General features: G+C 44.5%; 15 protein-coding genes. 10 read left to right on the plus strand and 5 right to left on the minus strand.

The genetic code is table 11. The annotated features are described in order from the left end of the window. The first annotated feature begins 157 nt into the window (after positions 1 to 157). A complete protein-coding gene (locus VEJY3_RS10330) occupies positions 158 to 850 on the plus strand; it encodes a Crp/Fnr family transcriptional regulator (RefSeq protein WP_014232412.1) in 693 nt (230 codons plus the stop codon). A 98-nt stretch (positions 851 to 948) separates the two neighbouring features. On the opposite strand, the gene VEJY3_RS10335 is transcribed toward VEJY3_RS10330, so the two are convergent. Further along, on the minus strand, positions 949 to 2,490 hold the full coding sequence (locus VEJY3_RS10335) for a long-chain fatty acid--CoA ligase (RefSeq protein ID WP_041170247.1): 1,542 nt from the start codon (positions 2,488 to 2,490) through the stop codon (positions 949 to 951). A 542-nt stretch (positions 2,491 to 3,032) separates the two neighbouring features. Here VEJY3_RS10335 and VEJY3_RS10340 point away from each other — a divergent pair. From VEJY3_RS10340 to VEJY3_RS10375, 8 genes are all read left to right on the plus strand, one after another. Further along, positions 3,033 to 4,301, plus strand: coding sequence for a dicarboxylate/amino acid:cation symporter (locus tag VEJY3_RS10340; protein WP_014232414.1), 1,269 nt, complete (start codon positions 3,033 to 3,035; stop codon positions 4,299 to 4,301). Positions 4,302 to 4,460: 159 nt separating this feature from the next. Beyond that, positions 4,461 to 4,727 carry a hypothetical protein gene (locus tag VEJY3_RS10345; protein ID WP_014232415.1) on the plus strand — a complete coding sequence of 89 codons (267 nt, stop codon included), beginning with the start codon at positions 4,461 to 4,463 and terminating at the stop codon, positions 4,725 to 4,727. Beyond that, positions 4,720 to 7,257 (plus strand): hybrid sensor histidine kinase/response regulator, encoded by a 2,538-nt coding sequence (locus VEJY3_RS10350; RefSeq protein WP_014232416.1) that lies wholly within the window; start codon positions 4,720 to 4,722, stop codon positions 7,255 to 7,257. The genes VEJY3_RS10345 and VEJY3_RS10350 overlap by 8 nt, the downstream gene beginning before the upstream one ends. 89 nt (positions 7,258 to 7,346) lie before the next feature. Continuing rightward, positions 7,347 to 7,589: a hypothetical protein gene (locus tag VEJY3_RS10355; RefSeq protein WP_014232417.1), complete on the plus strand. Its 243-nt coding sequence runs from the start codon at positions 7,347 to 7,349 to the stop codon at positions 7,587 to 7,589. 131 nt (positions 7,590 to 7,720) lie between these two features. Next, positions 7,721 to 8,284, plus strand: coding sequence for a septation protein A (locus VEJY3_RS10360; RefSeq protein ID WP_014232418.1), 564 nt, complete (start codon positions 7,721 to 7,723; stop codon positions 8,282 to 8,284). Between the two features lie 202 nt (positions 8,285 to 8,486). Then, positions 8,487 to 8,882, plus strand: coding sequence for an acyl-CoA thioester hydrolase YciA (gene yciA, locus VEJY3_RS10365; protein ID WP_014232419.1), 396 nt, complete (start codon positions 8,487 to 8,489; stop codon positions 8,880 to 8,882). Positions 8,883 to 8,996: 114 nt separating this feature from the next. Continuing rightward, positions 8,997 to 9,293 (plus strand): YciI family protein, encoded by a 297-nt coding sequence (locus tag VEJY3_RS10370; protein ID WP_014232420.1) that lies wholly within the window; start codon positions 8,997 to 8,999, stop codon positions 9,291 to 9,293. A 3-nt stretch (positions 9,294 to 9,296) separates the two neighbouring features. Beyond that, positions 9,297 to 9,683 (plus strand): GspS/AspS pilotin family protein, encoded by a 387-nt coding sequence (locus tag VEJY3_RS10375; RefSeq protein ID WP_014232421.1) that lies wholly within the window; start codon positions 9,297 to 9,299, stop codon positions 9,681 to 9,683. Positions 9,684 to 9,801: 118 nt separating this feature from the next. Here the strand turns inward: VEJY3_RS10375 and metE are convergent, their stop codons facing one another. Continuing rightward, entirely contained in the window at positions 9,802 to 12,084 is a 2,283-nt protein-coding gene (gene metE, locus VEJY3_RS10380) for a 5-methyltetrahydropteroyltriglutamate--homocysteine S-methyltransferase (RefSeq protein ID WP_014232422.1), read from the minus strand. Positions 12,085 to 12,345: 261 nt separating this feature from the next. Between metE and metR the strand changes: the two genes are divergently transcribed. Continuing rightward, positions 12,346 to 13,257: an HTH-type transcriptional regulator MetR gene (metR, locus tag VEJY3_RS10385; protein ID WP_014232423.1), complete on the plus strand. Its 912-nt coding sequence runs from the start codon at positions 12,346 to 12,348 to the stop codon at positions 13,255 to 13,257. A gap of 22 nt (positions 13,258 to 13,279) precedes the next feature. Here metR and VEJY3_RS10390 read toward each other — a convergent pair whose 3' ends face one another. From VEJY3_RS10390 to VEJY3_RS10400, 3 genes are all read right to left on the minus strand, one after another. Continuing rightward, a complete protein-coding gene (locus VEJY3_RS10390; RefSeq protein WP_014232424.1) occupies positions 13,280 to 13,480 on the minus strand; it encodes a DUF4250 domain-containing protein in 201 nt (66 codons plus the stop codon). 128 nt (positions 13,481 to 13,608) lie between these two features. After that, the gene (locus VEJY3_RS10395) at positions 13,609 to 14,295 is read right to left on the minus strand and encodes a hypothetical protein (protein WP_014232425.1); all 687 of its coding nucleotides are present in this window, start codon (positions 14,293 to 14,295) and stop codon (positions 13,609 to 13,611) included. A 157-nt stretch (positions 14,296 to 14,452) separates the two neighbouring features. Further along, positions 14,453 to 16,480 carry an EAL domain-containing protein gene (locus VEJY3_RS10400; RefSeq protein ID WP_041170248.1) on the minus strand — a complete coding sequence of 676 codons (2,028 nt, stop codon included), beginning with the start codon at positions 16,478 to 16,480 and terminating at the stop codon, positions 14,453 to 14,455. Positions 16,481 to 16,611 lie beyond the last annotated feature (131 nt).

Consider the following 16,611-nt stretch of genomic DNA (forward strand, 5'->3'; position numbering starts at 1 on the left):
TCTCAAACCAACCACTTCCTGAACGAATGATGCACACTCAAATAGAGACCCATCACAAATTCAGATTATTACCCTCTCCCGAGACAAGCGCCCTGAGTGCATCGAATTATAAAATGTTAAAATAGCTCAGTTAACAGTGCTGCATTAAGGTACCGACATGGAAGAGTTAAAAAAGTTGTTGCTTCAATGCCCCGTACTATCTGGATTACCTGAAGAGGGCATCAATGACGCGGTACAAATCGCAAGAACCCGGCATTTCGACGAAAAAGCGCTTATCTGTAACAAAGGAGACAAGCATTCATCTCTGATGGTGATTGCGAAAGGAGCAGTAAGAGTCAACTCGATAAGTACAAAAGGCAAAGAAGTCACGTTAATGATTTTCGATGCGGGCGGCTGGTTCGGAGACAATGTTTTCTCACCCGGCATGCCGCGCATATTCGGAGCAACGGCTCATTCCGACGTGACACTCCTGGAGCTACAGGGTGATAAGTTCCGTCAGTTGCTGGCTAAGTACCCGCAAAGTTACCCAGTCATTCTGGATCTGATGAGTCGAAGGCTGTGGTCGGCAATATCCGTTATAGAAGACGATGCAATACGAGGCATTGAAGAGCGTATTGGTCGCCGGTTACTTTTACTCGCGACTTATCAAACCAATCGGGCAATCAGTGCAGAGCCATGTATGGTTCGTGTAACTAGAGAACACATCGCGAATATGATGGGGCTAACAAGACAAAGCGTACACAAAGTCTTAAAAAAAATGGAAAGCGAGGGAATACTCTCTCTGAGCTACGGGAGCATCACTATTCCCAATCCTCTGGAGATGGAAGAATATCTCAAACAACTTGAATAACCCATGCCCCTGCATCATCCCCTGTATCAGAAAATAAAAAGTATCAGAAAACAAAAAAAGCCAGCTAATCACTAGCTGGCTTGCCTTTCATCATTTGTCTAAGCGACTTTAAGTTCGGATTTCAATTCGCGTTTCAAAATCTTACCCGTTGCACTCATCGGAAGCTGGTCTCGAATCTCGACAAAGCGAGGGTATTTAAATGCCGCTAAGTGTTCACGTCCCCAAGCCTGAAGGTCAGCCGCTTCAAGATCCTGATCAGGCTTAAGCACTACGTAAGCTTTGATTTCCTCTCCGTATTCTTGATGAGGAATACCAATCACTGCGACCATCGCAACAGCAGGGTGCGTCATGAACACTTCTTCAATTTCACGTGGGTAAACGTTAAAGCCACCACGAATAATCAAATCTTTGATTCGATCCACGATGTACAAGTTACCTGCTTCATCAAAACGGCCTACGTCACCCGTGTGGAACCAACCGTTTTTCAGTACTGACTCTGTTACTTCTGGGCGACCCAAGTAGCCTTTCATCACATTGTGACCGCGTACGATGATTTCACCCTCTTCACCCACAGGGACTTGATTCCCCTCTAGGTCGACAAGCTTAACCTCCACACCTTGGATAGGTTGACCAACCGAACCAGGAATTCGCTCTTGATCTAAATGGTTAAAGCAGGCGATTGGACTCGTTTCAGATAAACCGTAGCCTTCCAGAATTGGCACGTTGAACTTCTCTTCAAACGCACGGAACACTTCCGTTGGTAACGATGAACCACCACTTGCCGCCACGCGCAGCGACGAAATATCGTAATCCGCATCCGCATGAAGCATACCGATGTACATTGTTGGTACACCAGCAAAAATGGTCACTTTATGTTTTTCGATCAATTCAAGAACATGAGAAGGCTCGAATCGAGGAACAAGAACCAAAGTTGCACCGCTCAAGACACTGGCGTTCAAGTGCACGGTTTGGCCAAATGTGTGGAACAGAGGCAAAGTCACCAGGTGCACATCGTCACCTTGCGCAGCCATGATGTTTTGCCCAACAATCGCGTTCATCACGATGTTTTGTTGCGTTAGTTCCGCACCTTTCGGCATTCCCGTCGTACCAGAGGTATACAATACAACACAGGTGTCATCGGCATTACGAGGCACGTAATCAGATAGCGGTTCAACATCACGAATGAAAGCGTTAAGAGTTGGTACACCACCCCACTCTAAATCAGCCTGCGACTGGGTCATGACAACCATGTTTTCGCAGGTTTCAACTTCCTTAAAGGCTTTCACACCTTCTCTGGCCATTGGTAGCTCTGGTGTACCTTCAAAACAGAAGAAAAACTTAGCGTTTGAGTCTTCCAGGTGATATTTGATTTCTCTCGCTTTCAACAACACGTTGAGTGGTACGGCAACAGCGCCCGCTTTCTGAACAGCGAAATAAATAAACGCAAAGAAAGGCAGATTAGGACACGACAACGCGACTCGGTCACCCGGTTTGACACCACTATTGATCAAAGACGTCGCAATTTTGCCCGCGATCGCATCAAATTGAGAATAAGAAATTTCCAAGTCACCGCATATCAACGCTGTCTTATCAGGCTTACTGGCAGCATTTCGCTGCAGCGCAGCAGCAAGATTCATCATAATGACTCCACCTCTAGATTATTGGCATTCACGTTGTTCTTAAGGATTCAACAACAAAAAGTTAACGATAGAGTGGCTTTTTACGGTTATTGCATCTTCAACCCACCACTTGTTAACATTATATTTACAAGACTTAACATCCCAAGAATGTAAAATATTTAACATTTATAACCGTGAAATCACTAAAGTGTGAGCTTGCGTCCTAATTATTGTCATAAATATCAGGCAATAAATACGCCCTCCCTCAACCCAAAAACAGCAAACAAGTTGTTAACAAATATTTCATCCTCAATCGCTAACCTCATTAACCAAATTAATGTAACAACCAGCAATGCATTTGACAAACAAATAGCAAACGTTTGCTTTTGAGCAAAAAGTTAGCATTCGTCAATGAAATATCGATTTTTTCATCAATAACCCTGTTTAGCATATTGCCAATTGTGAATGATAAGTGTAAAAAGCGAGGGCGAAATTATTCTCCGTTTATTTATATGTGAACAGTGTGTAATTTTAGGATTTTACATTTTATTAGCACAGAGGTTATGGAAGTGTTAAAAGAAAAGAGTTTGCTAAACAACATTGGCGTGCAAGTCGTCATTGCAATGATCGTGGGTACAGCCGCTGGTGCTCTAATGGGTCACGACGCTACGGTCTTCGCGCCACTTGGTGCTATCTTTATCAACCTAATCAAAATGCTAGTAATCCCATTGGTTGCTGTCGCTTTGATTTCTGGTGCTGCTGGTCTTGGAAATAGCCAGTCTGCAGGTAAAGTTGGCTTAGTAACACTAGGTTACTTTGGTCTAACATCTGCTCTTGCAGTAGCACTTGCTCTATTTATGGGTGAAGTATTCCAACCGGGCATCGGCATCGACGTTTCTGGCGTTGAAGGCATGTTCTCAGCTGAATACGCATCTAAAGGTGAGCTGCCAACTTTCTGGGCTACCATCACTGGTATGATCCCAACCAACGTTTTCCAGTCACTGAATGACGCGAACATCCTACAGATCCTAGTTTTCTGTATGTTCTTTGGTATTGCGATTTCTCAACAAACTAAAGAACGCCGTGATCCTATCATCAACGGTGTGAACTGCATTGTTGACGCGATGGTTTGGATGATCAACAAGGTGATGATCATTGCTCCTATCGGTGTATTCGGCCTGATGGCTGAAGCTGTGGGTACGTTTGGTTTCGGCGCACTGATGGTTGTATTCAAACTGTTCGTTGTGTACACGGCCGCTATCCTAATTTTTGGCTTCGTTGTCTACCCTGCAATGGTTCATATCTTCACTAAGACCTCTGCGAAGAAATTCATCTCTTCAATGAAGAAACCACAAGCAGTTGCACTATCAACAGCATCTTCAATGGCGACACTGCCAGTAACGATGGATACTTGTGAAAAAGACCTGGGCGTTAGAAACTCTACCGCTTCGTTCGTTCTGCCTCTTGGCGCAACGATCAACATGTCTGGTAACGCGATTTACTACGGCTTGGTAGCAATCTTCTTTGCTCAGCTATTTAACATCGACCTAGGCATGGGCGCTTACATCGCGATCATCGTAACGTCTACTCTTGGTGCAGTTGGTCAGGCTGGTGTACCGGGTCCATCATTCTTGGTTGTTGCGGTTCTACTAGCGGCTGGTATTCCAATTGAAGGTCTGCCACTATTATTCGCTCTTGACCGTATCTTCGATATGATTCGTACTGCTCTGAATATCACGGGCGATGCAGCATGTGCTGTTATTGTTGATGCACTTGTAGAAGAAGAAGTACAAGCAAATAAAGAAGTTGAGCTGAGTAAGCAAGAAGCTTAATTTTCCGTAATTCAACTTTTAAGAAGCCGCTCAAATTGAGCGGCTTTTTTTATCCAACTTTTGCATTAGGTAACCATACAAACAGAAACTGGTAGCATAAATTATTTATCATGATATAACGCACCTATAAAACAAAAAATATCAGTGCTAGGTTGTCTCATGAGTCTAAAGTTGTCTTTAGACCTGATCTCCAATACAGATTGGTCTATTCAAAAAAATCAAATAGTTGTACATGAAATCATTCATCGTACGGCGTTCTGCCACCTGCTACTAAGCTTATGTTTTCCTAGCCGTGGCTTCACAGGCTATGCCCGTATTTTCATCAAAGCGTGGCGTGAGAAATCTCAAACTTTCTTCTTAGAATTCAGTGGCAAGTATTGCGAACCACAAAACAAACATCTTCCACAGGTGAACCAGAATGTTTGATTTTGGTTTGGCAGGTCTGCTCTACCCAAAAGCCATTACATTATATGTCACTATAGCCGCTGTTCTCTTGTGGCAGCTGTACTATTGCTATCGCCTGAAAAGTCGCAGCGAGCGCGTTTTAGGCACCCATCATGCGCCCTACATCGCATACTCTGCCTGCATCATTATCTGGATTGGCAGCAATGCCTATTTTCATACTGACCTATTGGTAAACTTTGGCTCAGAAGGCGGCGTTTTCATGGCGAAACTGGCTAATCTCGCCTCCTTCTTCTCTTTTGCCTTTGCGTATTACTTTTCCTGTCAGCTACTCGCCGAACAGAAAAACAGGGATACAAAAAGATGGCAGCAACTGATATTTGTACTGCTGTCAGGGTATTCACTTTTTATAAATTTACGTCCGGATTTAACGGTAGAGAATGTCTCTATACAGGGACCCAGTGAGTTTGTGATTGAATTTGGCTCTCAGACCGCCTACTTCTTTAACTCTATCCTGATACTGATTACGCTTACACTCATCAACCTTGCTCGTATGCGAGTCAACAGTAGCAAACTGACACTGGCTAAAAGCAACTACATGATCGCAGGAATCTTGGTATTCATGCTGTCAACTACGGCCATCCATCTCGGCATGACCTATTTTCTTGGCGACTTTTCACTGACATGGTTGCCACCAGCACTCTCCATCAGTGAAATGCTATTTTTTGGCTACGCTTTACTCACCTCACGCTTTTATAGTGCGAAATATCTCGCCTACATCGCCGTCAGCACGTTGTTGGTATGCGGTATTTTTGTATTGCCGTTAGGGGCGATATTGATGCCAATAACCGAAGGCAACCAATGGCTTATTTCCATTCCGATCTGTGCACTGATTGGTGTTACCTGGCATTGGCTCTATCGTCGAGTGAGCCGTTTGGTCTCCTATTTTGTGTATTTTAAAAAGCAAACTCCGGTGCAACAAATTTTGGCTCTGGAAGAGGACTTTAAGCGCTCCATTGATGATGCGATGGAAAAGCTTGGGGTACTGCTCGATATCCCTAAAGACAAACTGCAATTGGTCAACAGCCACTGCTCTGAGACGTTCTATGAAGATTATCTGCATTCTGATAAATCGGTGCTGCTTCTTGATGAACTGTCTGAAGAGATAAAGTACACCTCAGCCAACAGCAGTACATTGAGAAAGCTCTACAATAAAATGCGTTCCAGTGATACGGCACTGGTCATGCCGATTTATGGCCATAGCCGCTCGGTCTCTCACCTTTTGATTTCTTCCCATAAGCGAAATCAGAAGCTGTTTTCTAACGAAGAGATTTCCGCGTTACAAACGCTGCTGACTCGTGTGCAAAGTACGATTGAGGCTGATAGAAAAGTTCGTCAAAGCCGAGCACTCGCCCACTCCATTGCTCATGAAATGCGTAACCCCCTTACGCAGGTTCAATTACAATTTGAGGTTTTGACTCAACATATTGAATCCCAGTTTCCATCAGAAACTCTAAAAGGCGACATCAATAAGGGGCAAGCGGTAATTCAGCGAGGTCGACAACTGATTGACATCATATTAAGAGAGGTCAGCGACACATCGCCCGAACAAGAGCCACAGGTAGCAACTTCTATTCACAACGCGGTGAATCAGGCGATCACTCGCTATGGTTTTGAAAACGAAAAGAGTCTCGATCGAGTAAAACTGCCTCAGCAAGATGATTTTGTGGTGATGTTAAATGAGACCCTGTTTAACTTCGTTATTTTTAACTTGATCCGCAATGCGGTTTATTACTTTGACTCTTATCCTGCAAGTCAAATTGAAATGAGTACTCAAACTGGACCGTATGAGAACGTATTAATCTTTCGTGATACCGGGCCTGGCATCGATAACACCATTGTGCATAAGATCTTTGACGACTTCTTTTCCTACCAAAAAAGCGGAGGGAGTGGTCTGGGGCTAAGTTATTGTCAGCGAGTAATGCGTTCATTTGGCGGGCGAATAGAATGCCACTCTGTAAAGGGAGAGTTCACAGCGTTCTATCTTTACTTTCCTGTCGTACCGAACTCACCAAAAGCAGAGACGTTTAGAGTTAACTCCGAACACGGAAGCACTACAAAAGACGAAGCTAAGTCTAATGTAATGAACGAGTTAAAAGTCGGTGAACATGCACCAACAGTGCTCATTGTTGATGATAAAGAGGTGCAACGCACATTAGTTCAGCTGTATTTGAAACAATTAGGTGTCCAATGTTTGCAGGCAAATAACGGCGCGACTGCAATAGAGATGATTCAATCTCACAAAGTCGATTTGGTTTTGATGGATGTGCAAATGCCGGTTATGAATGGTTTTGATGCCAGCCAACGTATTAAAGCAATCTCTCCTTCCGTCAAGGTCATCGCGTTATCAGGGGAATCTGGAGATTTAGAGCTCGCACAGATTTCTAAACTCATGGATGGCCGCTTGAACAAGCCAACAACCTTAAATGCGTTGCGAGAGGTAATACAGACGTGGCTCATTCAAAACCAACCCACTGAGTCAAACTCACTTTAAATTACTTGGCATAACTTATGCTTATACAAGTAGAGCTATCTAAATCATAGCATTAGGCACGGGTAGAAAAATGTTAAAGGGAGATGACAATGTTACCCAGCAGAGACACATATCGCAGCTTGATTCATCATGGTATTAAAGCACTATTGTTAGATCGTATCGGTCACTATTCCGAAAATGAATATCACCAATACCTCAATCTAATGACGGGCAAGTCATCTTGCGGCATCATGACCAATGACGAACTCGCTGCCACAGTAGATAACCTTTTGTGTGAAGGCTATTTAGAAGATGTCAAAACGCGTATCCCCCAATACCAGAATGTCGCCTAAACTATAAATTAGAGACAAGGATTGCCGCCATTGTCGCGGCAATTTTTGTATCCAATTGTCTCGAGCTATTCACATTGCGTCAGATTCCGCTAGACTGTGAACAACTCAATAACCAGGTAGTTTTCTGCAACATGAAGCAAATTCTTGATTTTATTCCACTCATTGTCTTCTTTGCCTTGTATAAGATGTACGACATTTACGTTGCGACCGGAGCACTCATCGTCGCGACGGCTATTCAAATCGTCCTGACGTTTGCGCTTTACAAAAAAGTGGAAAAAATGCAGTTAATCACTTTCGTGATGGTGGCTGTATTTGGTGGCATGACCATATTTCTCCATGATGACAACTTCATCAAATGGAAAGTGACCATTGTTTACATGGTATTTGCTATTGGTCTTGCGGTCAGTCACGCGATGGGAAAATCAGCAATAAAAGGGATGCTAGGAAAAGAGATCTCTCTTCCTGAAAACATTTGGACACGCATCAACTGGGCTTGGGTCGGCTTCTTCTCTTTCTGCGCAGGCTTAAACATTTATGTTGCCTACGAACTGCCACTCGATGTCTGGGTTAACTTTAAAGTGTTTGGTCTGCTGATAGCGACATTCAGTTATATGATCGCTACAGGCTTTTACATCTACAAACACATGCCAAAAGAGCAGAAAAATAGCTCCTCCGATGTTTCGGTTGATGAATAACGGCTCAGCTTTGCTATAATCCGCGCAAATTATTTTTAACAGCGACCTTCGGGTCGCTGTTTTGTTACTGTTCCAATTAATATTTGCGCTTGTTATCCATCGTAGTAACTAACAGAACGTCCTGGCAGATTAAAATGCTTGGGAACTTTTACTTACTGAGATTGGTCCCATTTAAGCGCTGACGATGATTTAGGATGTCACAATGAGCCAAGAATTTAACTCTCCGAAAGGCCAACTACTGCTTCGTACCCTCGCAATGCCTGCTGATACAAATGCGAATGGCGATATCTTTGGTGGCTGGATTATGTCTCAGCTTGATTTAGCTGGTGCTATTTTGGCGAAAGAAATTTCTTCCGGACGCGTCGTCACCGTTTCTGTTTCGAGCATTACGTTTAGAAAACCAGTGAGCGTCGGTGATGTCGTCTGTTGTTACGGTGTATGTAAAAACATCGGCCGCACTTCAATGAGTGTCGACCTTGAAGTGTGGGTGAAACCGGTGAAAGTAGACGGCATTGAAGATCGCTTTATGGTGTGTGATGCAACCTTTAATTACGTCGCGATCGACAGCGAAGGTAAACCTCGCCCTATCGCAAAATAGGTTTGAAACGGTTCTAATAGAAGGAAAATTCTCACATTTTCTATTGTTAACTTGTGAGAGCCACCAAAAAGTCGTTAAATTAGGACTTCAACCTACCAATTAAGGAACTATGCTATGTGGTATGTCATCTTTTCTCAGGACATCGAGAATTCATTAGAAAAGCGTATGAGTGTTCGCCCTCAACATCTGGAACGTTTGCAACAACTTCAGGACGAAGGACGACTTCTAACCGCAGGCCCAATGCCAGCGATTGATTCTGACAACCCAGGAGAAGCGGGATTTACCGGTTCCACCGTCATAGCAGAGTTTGATTCTTTGGAAGACGCAAAAGCCTGGGCAGATAAAGACCCTTACGTGGCGGCGGGCGTTTACGAAAACGTGATCGTCAAACCGTTCAAAAAAGTGTTTTAATTTATGAAAAAATTACTGTGTTTGTTTCTGGCGCTTGGTGCGCTAGCAGGCTGTACGTCTACCGCGGATAAAGAGCGTCAGCTGGAACTGATGGCATCTAATCGTGCCGGTGTTCTCTCTGCTGGTCTACCTATGGAATATGGACCTCTGCAAATTATGCGGGTTTCTTCTAACAAGAATGTCGTCGAAATGATGATGATTTATAACGACGGCGCGATGGGAGCGAAACCATTAGCACAAATGCTTAACTCGAGTATCTACACATTCTGCCACAAACCAGAAATCCGAGATCATATCAATATGGGTTTAATGTATAGAGTGAAAGTGCGTAATACGCGCGGTCAATTGATGGCGGATGAACTGATTTCAGAGCAACGCTGTAGCAATTAATCACAGTAATTTGCCGAGCGAGCTCAGTATTGGATACCGTCCAAGCATCGCATTTGAATGGCTGGTTAAAAGATACAAAAAAGCAGGGTCTCACCCCTGCTTTTTCTATAACTGCTGTTTATGCTAGCTCAGTACGTAGCTTTTTCGCTGCTGAGACTAAGTTAGCCAACGCTGCCTCTGTCTCTGCCCAGTTTCGTGTTTTTAGACCACAATCTGGATTCACCCATAAACGTTGTACCGGAATTTTTTCTGCCGCTTTCTTGATCAGACCTTCAATCCACTCTTCACTTGGAATGTTCGGCGAGTGAATATCATAAACTCCAGGACCGATTTCATTTGGATAATTAAACTCTTCAAACGCTTTTAGCAATTCCATGTTTGAACGTGATGTCTCAATGGTAATCACATCTGCATCCAGTGCTGCAACTGAATCAATGATTTCATTGAACTCGCTGTAACACATATGAGTATGAATCTGTGTCTCCGGCTTCGCACTACCTGCAGAAATCTTAAACGCATCCACAGCCCATTCTAGGTAAGCTTTATGATCACGCTTCTTAAGCGGTAACCCTTCACGAATCGCAGGCTCGTCAATCTGGATGATATTAATGCCTGCATTTTGTAGGTCAGAAACTTCATCTCGCAGCGCCAGCGCCAACTGTTGGGTGATCTCCTTACGCGTAATATCTTCACGCGGGAATGTCCAACACAGAATCGTAACAGGGCCAGTCAGCATTCCTTTCATTTGTTTGCTGGTCAGGGATTGTGCATACGTTGACCACTCAACCGTGATTGGTTTTTCACGCTCAATATCCGCAACGACAATAGCAGGCTTCACGCAGCGAGAACCGTAACTCTGAACCCAACCGAATTTGGTTGTTTGGAAACCAGCCAGATTTTCTGCGAAGTATTCAACCATATCGTTACGCTCAGCTTCGCCGTGCACCAACACGTCCAGATCCAGCGCTTCCTGACGTTTCACCGCATCAGCAATATGCCCTTTAAGTGCGGAAATATAATCTGACTCAGAAAGTTGACCAGAGCGATACGCGCTGCGCTGAACACGAATTTCACCGGTTTGAGGGAAAGAGCCGATAGTCGAGGTTGGCAACAGTGGTAACCCCAGTACTTCGGCCTGATGCGCCGCACGCTCAGGATAAGGAGCACTGCGTTGTGTTAGCTCCGCGGTGATGCGATTAATACGAGCCTGCACTTGAGGTTTATTCACGTGTGTCGCCGTTTTACGCGCATTGATTGGCTGGCTGTAAGTATCGCATGCCAGAATCGCATTTTGATCGCCGTCCAGTGCTTTACCTAGCAGGGCTACCTCGGTAACTTTCTGTTTCGCAAAGGCGAACCAGCTTTTTACTTCTTCACTCAGCGCTGTTTCAAGCTCTAGATCTACCGGGCTGTGCAGTAATGAACATGAGCTTGCAACCCACAGCTTATCGCCTAGCTTCTCTTTTACCGGTTGTAAGCTCGCCAGTTGCGCACTTAGATCAGCTCGCCAAACATTGCGTCCATTGATAACACCAGCCGATAACACCCAACCTTGTGGTAGTTTTTCCACAACTTCATCAAGCTGGTCTGGCGCTGCCGACAAGTCAATGTGCAAACCATCAACAGGTAACTCGACAATTTTGTCCAGTGTATCGGTAACAGCGTCAAAGTAAGTCGTTAGCAGCACTTTTACGTCACTGCGGATGATTTGATACGCCAGTTTAAATGAATCCGCCCATTGACTTTCCAGCTCAAGAGACAGAATAGGCTCATCAATTTGTACCCATTCCACACCCAAAGCAGCCAATTTAGCCAAAATTGCTTGATACGCGGTGAGCAATCTTGGTAACAGTGACAGGCGGTCAAAACCTTCTTCAACTTCTTTACCCAAGTACAAGTAACTTAATGGACCAAGTAGAACAGGCTTAACCTTGTGTCCCGCGTTAACGGCTTCACTCACCTCTTCAAATAGCTGCGGCCAGCTCACCTCAAAAGTATCGTCTTTGCTAAATTCCGGCACAATGTAGTGGTAGTTGGTATTGAACCACTTAGTCATGTCAGAGGCAGCTGCGCCTGCACAGCCACAACCAGCCTGTGACTGGCCTCGACCAACCTTGAACAAAGTATCAAGGTTAGGTGTGCCCTCGGCATGACGCTTTGGTACGTGGCCCAGTAACAATGTTGTTGTCAGTACGTGATCATACCAGGCAAAGTCGCCAGCAGTGGCAAAACTCAAACCCGCATCGCTTTGTACTTGCCAGTTGTTTGCTCTTAGCTGTGCGCCAACCTGCTGGAGTTGTGCTTGATCGATTTCTCCGCGCCAGTATTTCTCCTGCGCAAATTTCAATTCACGTTTTTCACCAATGCGTGGGTAGCCAAGTATGTGTGTGATTGTCGCCATTTCCCTAGTCCTTATTATTCAGTTTATTTTGGTCAGAACATCTCTGGCTTAACCATTAGGATGTCTGGATGGCTAAACTATCTCTCTCAGACTAAAATTGGACAAGGTCTAAATATTCAACTTGTTTATTAAAAAAATTCATAATGCGATCGTAAAACGCACCAATACCTTTAATTAATAGACGTCTAGACGTTTACATTTCTATATTTTGCAGTTAAGTTAATTAAGTTCATGGTGAGCATTAAAGGATGAAAGAGATTCATGATAGAGCTAAAACACTTGCGTACTATTACCTCGCTTCGAGATACGGGCTCACTGACGGCCACGGCAACCGCGTTGCATTTGACTCAATCAGCTCTTTCGCACCAAATTAAGGATCTGGAGTCTCGTATTGGTGGGCAGTTATTTCTTAGGAAAACCCGCCCGGTGAAATTCACTTCAGAAGGTGAAATTCTATTGCGCCTTGCAGAAGATATTTTACCGAAACTCGCTAGAGCAGAGAATGAACTGGCAAGTTTGAAAGAAGACGTTAATGGCCGATTGCACATGGCTATCGAATGTCATTCTTGTTTTCAATGGCTGATGCCTGCTCTTAAGGAATACCAGTTGGCGTGGCCTAGTGTGACGCTGGATTTTTCTTCAGGCTTTGGATTCGAGCCTTTACCAGCCCTACTCGCCGGAGAGCTGGATCTGGTTATTACTTCGGATATTCAGCCGCGTTCAGAAGTGCACTACGAGCCTTTGTTTGACTTTGAAATGCGTCTAATCACGTCCACCAGCCACCCGTTGGCTGATAAAGCGATTATTGATCCTCAAGATCTTGCCGATCAAACCATGCTCTCTTATCCGGTTCAAAAACAGCGACTTGATGTGGTTAAACACTTCTTACAACCTGCTGGTGTGGAGCCAGCTAAGTGGAAGCAAGCAGACAACACATTGATGTTAGTGCAAATGGTTTCGGCTGGATTAGGGGTTGCCGCGCTGCCGAACTGGGCAATTTCAGAATTTTCTCGACAAGGATTAATTACCAGTAAGCCATTTGGCAATGGGCTGTGGCGTCGTCTGTTTGCTGCTGTTCGAAACTCAGAGAAAGACAAACGCTATTTACAGGCGTTTTTCGCAACCGCAAGACAACAATGTAAAAGCCACCTCGATGGCATCAAGATGGCTTAAGAATGGGAGATGTTGAACGTTGTTAGCGTTCGTACGATTTGAATTGGTTTGTGAGAGGGTCGTACTGGTAGCCAAGCATATCCAGCTTGCCTACTACCGACTCTGTATCCATTTCATAAGTCGATACTAATTCGTCAAAACTGTCACACTCTAAGCGTAGTTTTTCGTTGACGATACCTAACAGAATAATGCTATCCAGATTACCTACATTGCTTAAATCCATCGCGACACTCCTCTTCGACAAGGTTTATACCCCAATAACCTCAAGTGACCGGGTATATATACAGCGTAGACATAATCTGGCGAATTTAAAGTGAGCCCACTCTAGATCGTGAGCTCACAAACGGGATATTAAGCGATCATTGAAAACAAGCTTTGCAGGCTTGTCATAGAAACAAGAGCAAATAAGAAAGCGATACTAAGCTGCACTTTCTCAGGTTTTTTATGGGTGAAAATGTGCCAACACCAAACCACAATAGAAGAGATCAACATCGCCAAGGCAATGAGTATTGGTTGAGTTGCGGCACTTAATGCTGCCTCATCCAACTGGTAAGAGGAAAACAGCGTCGCAATCACCAACAACATGCCAGATACAATACCGGTTACTGGTAAGATTCGATGAAACGCTTCTAAACGGCTACGCGCAATCGTAAGTAGCAGTTGAGAGAATGAAGCCCCAAGAAAGAAGATCATGAGCGCCATTGCAAACGCTGCTGGCCAGTTAGCCTGTTCAAATACTTGAATGCTGACATAGGCAAACGCCAAACCATTCGCCAGGTGCAATGCCCAAATTGGCCCTTTCTCACGCGTTTTTTTGGTCTGAACCTGAGAATAGAAATAGAAGATCGCAAACACCACCATAAACGCCTCAATGCGCAATGATGCGACTGCCAGCCACATGACTCCTATTGCAGGTAACATTTTGTGCAGACGACCTCGCTGACCCGGACAAATATCGCCCTTGATTAAAAGCAAAGTCAGTAGCGCTTGTGCGCCAAATAACATAGGAGGAAAAGTAACCAGCAATTGTTGAATCATGATGTAGCAAGCTCAAAAGTCGTTTGGGGTGGCGATAATAACAAATCACCTATCGCCAAACCACCTAAACCCTAAAGGGCCATTAATCGGCTCTGCTCACCTTTCGAACTCACTTCTACAGCATTTTCTGATTACGTAAAGAAGACAGAGGCTTTCATTACCCCGAGCCCGGGCTAAATAAGCTCTGGCAATATTTAGTTTGCTTCAGATCCGTGGCTGGCACCGCCGGGGAAAACAAATACCCTTGAAGGTAATCGACCCCAAGGTCGGCCAGAATACGCCTCTCTTGTACTTGCTCGACGCCTTCTGCAATCACTTTTACTCCCAATTGGTGAGCCAGTTCTGTGATCATTTTAACAATGTAATAATTACTGCTGCCCTCATGAATATCAGCCACGAACTTACGGTCAATTTTGAGTAGATCAAACTGTCCTTTTCCGAGATAAGAAAAAGAAGCGTAGCCAGTACCAAAATCATCAATGGCGATTTTGATCCCTTCTTGCCTGATCTGCTTCAAGGCTTGAGTATGCGCTTCATCTTGCTCAAAGTAAGCCGATTCGGTTAATTCTAATGTCACCAGTTCAGGATTGACGCTGCTGGATTTAATCAAATCTAATGAACGTTGCAACACCTGTAATACATCTAACTTAGTGTTGAGAGAGCGGTTAATGGACAGTCCGACATCATCGTCATAGAAGCCTTGTAATTCAGACCAGCGCTCCAGCGCGATTCGACAAACCATATCGTCTAACTCGGCGATTAATTCCAGATCTTCGATAACCGAAATCATCTCTTGCGTAGTGTAACTACTATTTTCATGGTGAAACCGCGCTAACGCTTCAAATTTAATGACTTTACCCGAGTAGGTGTCCACAATCGGCTGAAAATAGACATCTACAAGTTCACCATCGATTTTCTTTTGAAGGAAGGCTTCTAAGTGCTGGCGTTTTAGCAGCTCGGTATGCAGTGTGCTGTTATAAAAATTGAAGTATCCTCCTTCACCTACTTTAGACGACACCATCGTTTGAACCGCCAAAGCTAACGCCTTTTTTGGACTGCTCGTATCGTAGCCAAGTACGGACACGCCAGTTTGTCCTTCAACAATCGTGTCATGAACAATTGTACCCATCTCACTTTTTAATTCCGTGAAGAATCCCTTCATAGCCACTTCGATTAACTTGATGGTGCTTAGCCACTGGCAACGCGGTGTTTGCAAGCACACGACAAATACATTCCGAGTTAACTGACCGGCTAGCTTTGTGTAGCGGCTGCGCGTGATAAAGTCAGCAAACCCTAGCTGCTGCTCCACTAAGCGATTCTGACTAAAGTTCGGCCTCAGCGTCATGATGATATTGAGATCTTGATGGCCGCTCTCTCTGGCGAAGTGCTCTAGTTTGTTTTCAAATTGGTCTTTTGTGGGCAAAAACGAGAACCAGTCTCGAGCCTGCTCACTGCGATTTTTCATCCATACCAAAGACGCAGAGATATCCGTAGAGAACCCGAGGAACAAAACTCGCCCAGATTGAAAATTCAGCCGATAAGCGTAGAGATGGTGAGCTTGATGACCACCACTCGCGGTTCGGGAAAAAAGGTTGCCACTCCAGTAACCATCTTTCTCGATACGGTTCCAGATCTCAGCATAAAAGGATTGACTATGATGTGAGGAACGAAAAACTTCTGTTTTGAGGCCGATGAGATCGCTATTTCTATAGCCCATTTGCAGTTCGAAAGCTCGGTTACACCCAAGTATATTGGCGTTAGCGTCCGCGATTAAAACACCAACATTTGGTAAGTCGAACAGAGTTTCCAATATTTTAGCCTGCTCCCCTCCACCGGCAATGTTCATCAAAGGCGTGACGGTACCTTTCACCACGCAGTCATTTACCTTCTCGAAGTTCATCGTGGCACAAACAAGATCGATTTCGTTTGATGCTAAACAGCACGAAAAATGCCCCTCTCCACCGAGTAGATCCACTTCGCTGATTTGCTGCTGGAAGTTTTCCCTTTGCTCCGAAGACATTTGATCAAGCATGTCCTCAAAGCTTTGAAAACCAAAAACCTCGTCCATGCTCCGCTGGTCGCACTCATACTCGCGAGTACAACGATTGTAAGACCACTCAATAACTGTTGTATGATTGAGTTTGGGTTGTACTCGACCTAGTGCTATCTTTGCTGAATCCCTCATTACCTAGCCTTTCCTTCTTAAACCCTAACTTCGACTGCTCTGGCTTAGCGTGACAAACATAACCGCCTGAATCTCGTTATATTGCTGTGCACAATCTGATTATATACAGGAACAAAGATAAGAACACGGTT

The organism is Vibrio sp. EJY3 (genome assembly GCF_000241385.1).
Taxonomy (GTDB): domain Bacteria; phylum Pseudomonadota; class Gammaproteobacteria; order Enterobacterales; family Vibrionaceae; genus Vibrio; species Vibrio natriegens.

Excerpts from the sequence above, each read along its gene's own strand:
- VEJY3_RS10375 (WP_014232421.1), top strand. The coding sequence starts at position 9,297 with ATGAAAAAATTACTGTGTTTGTTTCTGGCGCTTGGTGCGCTAGCAGGC.
- VEJY3_RS10395 (WP_014232425.1), bottom strand. The coding sequence starts at position 14,295 with ATGATTCAACAATTGCTGGTTACTTTTCCTCCTATGTTATTTGGCGCA.
- VEJY3_RS10390 (WP_014232424.1), bottom strand. The coding sequence starts at position 13,480 with ATGGATTTAAGCAATGTAGGTAATCTGGATAGCATTATTCTGTTAGGT.
- VEJY3_RS10370 (WP_014232420.1), top strand. The coding sequence starts at position 8,997 with ATGTGGTATGTCATCTTTTCTCAGGACATCGAGAATTCATTAGAAAAG.
- VEJY3_RS10345 (WP_014232415.1), top strand. The coding sequence starts at position 4,461 with ATGAGTCTAAAGTTGTCTTTAGACCTGATCTCCAATACAGATTGGTCT.
- yciA (WP_014232419.1), top strand. The coding sequence starts at position 8,487 with ATGAGCCAAGAATTTAACTCTCCGAAAGGCCAACTACTGCTTCGTACC.
- VEJY3_RS10340 (WP_014232414.1), top strand. The coding sequence starts at position 3,033 with ATGGAAGTGTTAAAAGAAAAGAGTTTGCTAAACAACATTGGCGTGCAA.
- VEJY3_RS10350 (WP_014232416.1), top strand. The coding sequence starts at position 4,720 with ATGTTTGATTTTGGTTTGGCAGGTCTGCTCTACCCAAAAGCCATTACA.
- VEJY3_RS10330 (WP_014232412.1), top strand. The coding sequence starts at position 158 with ATGGAAGAGTTAAAAAAGTTGTTGCTTCAATGCCCCGTACTATCTGGA.
- metR (WP_014232423.1), top strand. The coding sequence starts at position 12,346 with ATGATAGAGCTAAAACACTTGCGTACTATTACCTCGCTTCGAGATACG.
- VEJY3_RS10335 (WP_041170247.1), bottom strand. The coding sequence starts at position 2,490 with ATGATGAATCTTGCTGCTGCGCTGCAGCGAAATGCTGCCAGTAAGCCT.
- metE (WP_014232422.1), bottom strand. The coding sequence starts at position 12,084 with ATGGCGACAATCACACACATACTTGGCTACCCACGCATTGGTGAAAAA.
- VEJY3_RS10360 (WP_014232418.1), top strand. The coding sequence starts at position 7,721 with ATGAAGCAAATTCTTGATTTTATTCCACTCATTGTCTTCTTTGCCTTG.
- VEJY3_RS10400 (WP_041170248.1), bottom strand. The coding sequence starts at position 16,480 with ATGAGGGATTCAGCAAAGATAGCACTAGGTCGAGTACAACCCAAACTC.
- VEJY3_RS10355 (WP_014232417.1), top strand. The coding sequence starts at position 7,347 with ATGTTACCCAGCAGAGACACATATCGCAGCTTGATTCATCATGGTATT.